Below are 4224 nucleotides of genomic sequence, written 5' to 3'. Positions count from 1 at the left end.
ACATCGTGCCGGTCTTGGTCGGCGATGCGGCGAAGTGCAAATGGATCTCGGATCTGCTGCTCGACAATTTCGGCGTCTATGTCCAGCCGATCAACTATCCGACGGTGCCGAAGAAGACCGAACGGCTACGCATCACCCCGACGCCGCTGCATTCCGATGCCGACATCGAACAGCTGGTCGCAGCACTCCACTCCCTCTGGTCGCGCTGCGCGCTCGCAAGGCAGGTCGCATAAATGCTCCAACGGTTTATCCCAAAGGCTAAATTCGTCTGTCCAATCATCCTCGGTGGGCCATCTCCATGACAAGGCGCGCACGCGCATTCAGCTGCAGGAGATCGGCAAGTTGGATGTGACGATCGCGCTCGACGATTTCGGCACAGGCTATTCCTCGCTCGATACGATGCGCGTTTTCCCCTTCGACAAGATCAAGCTCGACCGTAGCTTCGCCATTCGCCCCGACCAACTCGATGAAGATATTCATCTTCAATTGCGCCAATCATATGCAAAACCCATATTAATTTGTTTGTTTTTGCGTATGATTAGCGGATGCCATCTCTCGAGATTACATCGAAAAAAGGTAACAAGCGGGTACTCGACGTTTACCCGCGCAGAGGCTTTGGCTGAGCTGTCGCTTAAACCCAACGCCTTCACTGCAGCTTTGACACGTCAAATCTCCAAGAAGAGATTAGCCAATCCGAGGCATGGATTTTACATCATCCTGCGGCCTGAGGACAAGATTGCCGGTGCTCCAGATCCGGCGCGCTGGATCGAGCCGCTGATGAAATATCTGGGCATAGACTACCGGATTCCCTTCTTACGCGCGGCCGCGATGCACGGCTCCTCGCACCGGGCCGCGATGGTGCTTCAAGTTGTCGTCCCGCAGCAGTTCCGCTCGATCGTGATCGGGCGCCACCGCATCCCAGTTCATCTATTTGACGCCCGCCATCTTTAGCGCAACCAACCAAAAGGAATGGCTGACTTCCCTGAAAACGGATGCCGGCTACGCTCAGGCTGCAGGCGTGGAGCTAACGCTTCTGGACTGCATCCGCTACTTTAAGCGCGCCACGGGTATCAATGGTGTTGCGCAAATTGCGAAGGACATCGGCGACAGAGCGAATCCGAAGAAGTTGGCGTCGATTGCGCAGCACTTCGGAAATACGTCAGTCCGACGCCTCGGCTATTTGCTCGAATTGTCGAAACACAAAAAACAGGCTGACGCATTGCAACCATTTGCCAAGCAAACGGACAAGTATACGCCACTCGATCCATCGGTAAGGCCTCTGATCGAGGGCCTTTCCATTTCTGAAACAAGAGATGATCGGTGGCGTCTCGACATCAATGAAACCGTGGAGATCGATTTTTGATCCCGAATTCGCATCTAACAGTCTGGGCTACCCAGGCGCCTTGGCCGGACTCTCGCCAGATCGAACAAGATCTCATTATTTCTCGCGCGCTCTGTAACCTCTTTTCGGCACCGAAGCTCCAAGGCAAGATCGCCTTTCGAGGTGGCACGGCAATCAACAAACTGCTTTTCAAACGGCCCTTGCGCTATTCAGAAGATATCGATTTGGTTCCAATCGATGCAATCCGCGGCGCTCTGTCATGGCTAGGAAAGTTCAAGAGAGAGCAGGCGGGCCATTCTACGCACCTCATCTTCCGGTTCGCACCGGAGGCGGAGCTTGAACCGACACTCAAGCTAAAGGTGGAGATAAACACACGCGAGCACAAATCGTTGTTTGGGACGCGCATACCCCCTCAAGGTAGAGAATGGGTGGTTCGTCTGTGCCGCCGATATCGTATGATATGACAAGGAAGAGCTGTTTGGCACAAAGCTCCGGGCTCTCCTGCAGCGGAGAAAGAACCGCGATCTCTTTGATCTACATGAAGGTTGGCGCGAGCTTTCTCTCGACGCGGGGCGGCTTGTCGCTGCTTTCGAGCATTACCTTTCGCTCGAGGAGAATGTAATCTCGCGGGCGAACGCGGAGCAAAGAATGCTTGAAAAGCTGACAAAAAGCCTGACAGAGGACATCGCGCCCTTGGCTTCCGCCAGGCGTAGAATTCACGGGCGACGATGCGATTCATGCGTTCGGCGTCATTTGGACCCATGTCTTACCGCTGTTCAAAGGTGAGCCATGGACGTCGTCGGAAAAAGCGACAGAGCAAATTCGCGAGAAGAAATTCCCTCGGCTTCTCCTGTGGCCGACAGCCAGGTAAAAGGTTGAAATTGACAGAGAATATCTTCGCCGGGCGCCCGTCATGGTGCCGCTTGATAAGCGGGTCCGCGGTTCATATCCCGCTTGATCAACGCCGCCGAGATACTTGGGATTCGCGGCGTTTTGGTGCATGCGATTTCGGATGACGCACGAGCCTTCTACGAAGCGGTTGGCTTTCTGCCTTCCCCGTCCGACCCCATGATGCTGCTGGTCGGGTTGCATGACCTCAACAATGCGCTGACTTCCTGACCAAGCTGATTGCTAGATCGCTGAAATCAAATCCTGACCTCCGGCGCAAGAAATGAGGTGCCGAGGGTTCCGATCTGTTCAAGATCTGGGCTTGGCGGACGATTTTCTGGGTATGAGGGTCGGAGCCGAAATACGGACTCGATCGTCAGCTGAAATGGCGCCGCTCGTGAGCAGATCCAAAGCGTTTGACGCAATCTGCTCGAAGGGGACGCGCAGTGTCGTGAGCGGTGTCGGAAGATGGCTGACGATCGGGATATCGTTGTATCCGACGACTGAGACATCGTTGGGTACGGATACTCCGAGGCGTGACAGGCCGGAAAGAGCACCGATTGCGGTGTTGTCGTTCACGGCAAAGATCGCCGTCGGACGATCTTCGAGGCGCATGAGCTGCAGGGCCGCATCCGCTCCGGCGTCGATCCCGAAGGTCGACGGCACAATGCGATCCGCGCGGACCGAGATGGCGGCCTCTTCCAGTGCCTGCCTGTAGCCTTCGACGCGCCCGCGCGAGCTGGAGGCATATGAAGGACCGGCAATTACTCCGATACGACGATGACCGAGGTCCAGGAGGTGGCGTGTCGCCAGATATCCGCCCAGCCTGTCGTCGCCCACCGAAGACAGGCTCCGTCCATCCGTACGCAACGCCAGGACAAAAGGTACACCTCGGGCAACCAGCTCGTCAGGAAAATCGTCATCCTCGCGTGCAGTCGAAAGAATCAAGCCGTCGACGCCTCGTTTCAGAAGTGACTCGGCAGCAAGTCTGTCGGCCTGGGGTTTATCATCGGTTGTCGCGACAATGGCGAAGCGGCCACTTTTGCTGCACGCTTTTGCCAGGGACTCGTAGAGCATTGCCATGACGGTATCGGTCAGCCGGGGCACGATCACGCCAACCGTCATCGTGTTGCCGCGTCGGAGGCTCGCCGCAGAGACGTCTCTGACATAACCCATGTCTTCTGCGATTTTCCGGACGCGGCGCGAGGTTTCGTTGTCGGATCGGGGAAGTCGCTCATCGAGGATCCGCGACACTGTAGATTTTGAAACGCCAGCAGCCGACGCAACGTCGAGGATAGTCACCCGTGTCTGGCGGTTCGCTTCTTCGGGCTTTGAATCCATTTCACTTTTTTCCATTTACGGCGCTCTCGCGATCAATGCTCCCAAGCATGCATCAAAAAAAATGTTGACTCCAGCAAAATCGGAAACGATAGTGGGAACGTTCCCGTTAACGATCCCATCGCTGATCACGAAGGCGACAGCGGCTATCAAGGAGGAGACAACCTATGCCAACGATGGATTTGAGGGGCCTGAGCCCGGCACCCGTTACCGCGTTTACCCGCGACGGAGGGGTCGATTATCCGGCCAATGCCCGTATCGCCAAATGGCTTGCCGGCATGGACGGCGTCAAGAGCTTAGTTATCCTTGGTCATGCCGGCGAAGGCACGTTCCTGACCGAGGAAGAGCGCCTGCAGCTCATCCGCACCTATGTCGAAGCCGTCGATGGTCAGGTTCCAATCATTGCCGGCATCACCGGCGAGGGCACCAAGGTCGCCGCTGAAGAAGCCAAGAAGTGCAAGTCTGCCGGCGCGACGGGTGCTCTTGTCTATCCTAACCATGGCTGGCTGCGTTTCGGGTTCCAGAAAGGCGCGCCGCAAGATCGCTACAGGGCCATCTGGCAGGAATCGGGCCTGCAGTGCATCCTGTTCCAGTACCCGGATGCCACCAAGGCTTCCTACGACCTCGACACCCAGCTTGCGATCGCGACCCAAGAT

At 56.4% G+C, this 4224-nt stretch carries 5 protein-coding genes and 2 pseudogenes; 6 read left to right on the top strand and 1 reads right to left on the bottom strand.

Going from position 1 to position 4224, the window contains the following annotated elements:
* The 5 genes and pseudogenes from C9413_RS28670 to C9413_RS28645 all read left to right on the top strand — a co-directional run.
* A partial coding sequence (locus tag C9413_RS28670) for an aminotransferase class I/II-fold pyridoxal phosphate-dependent enzyme (protein WP_170251247.1) occupies positions 1–233 on the top strand: 233 nt, incomplete at its 5' end.
* Between the two features lie 46 nt (positions 234–279).
* Positions 280–447 (top strand): annotated as a pseudogene (locus C9413_RS34310) (EAL domain-containing protein); the annotation flags it as partial.
* Positions 448–534: 87 nt separating this feature from the next.
* Positions 535–951 carry a type IV toxin-antitoxin system AbiEi family antitoxin gene (locus tag C9413_RS34305; protein ID WP_267285126.1) on the top strand — a complete coding sequence of 139 codons (417 nt, stop codon included), beginning with the start codon at positions 535–537 and terminating at the stop codon, positions 949–951.
* Entirely contained in the window at positions 932–1363 is a 432-nt protein-coding gene (locus tag C9413_RS28660) for a type IV toxin-antitoxin system AbiEi family antitoxin (RefSeq protein ID WP_040116160.1), read from the top strand. Before C9413_RS34305 ends, C9413_RS28660 begins: the two co-directional genes overlap by 20 nt.
* Before the next feature lie 930 nt (positions 1364–2293).
* Positions 2294–2461 (top strand): annotated as a pseudogene (locus C9413_RS28645) (GNAT family N-acetyltransferase); the annotation flags it as partial.
* A 78-nt stretch (positions 2462–2539) separates the two neighbouring features.
* On the opposite strand, the gene C9413_RS28640 reads toward C9413_RS28645, so the two are convergent.
* On the bottom strand, positions 2540–3571 hold the full coding sequence (locus C9413_RS28640; protein WP_040116159.1) for a LacI family DNA-binding transcriptional regulator: 1032 nt from the start codon (positions 3569–3571) through the stop codon (positions 2540–2542).
* A 164-nt stretch (positions 3572–3735) separates the two neighbouring features.
* Between C9413_RS28640 and C9413_RS28635 the strand changes: the two genes are divergently transcribed.
* Positions 3736–4224, top strand: a 489-nt coding sequence (locus C9413_RS28635; protein WP_170251246.1) for a dihydrodipicolinate synthase family protein, incomplete at its 3' end; no start/stop codon positions are given.

Origin of the sequence: Rhizobium sp. SEMIA 4085 (genome assembly GCF_013004495.1) — a bacterium.
GTDB lineage: Bacteria > Pseudomonadota > Alphaproteobacteria > Rhizobiales > Rhizobiaceae > Rhizobium > Rhizobium gallicum.
The sequence above is the reverse complement of the archived record's forward strand: the minus strand, read 5'-3'. Positions and strand labels throughout refer to the sequence as shown.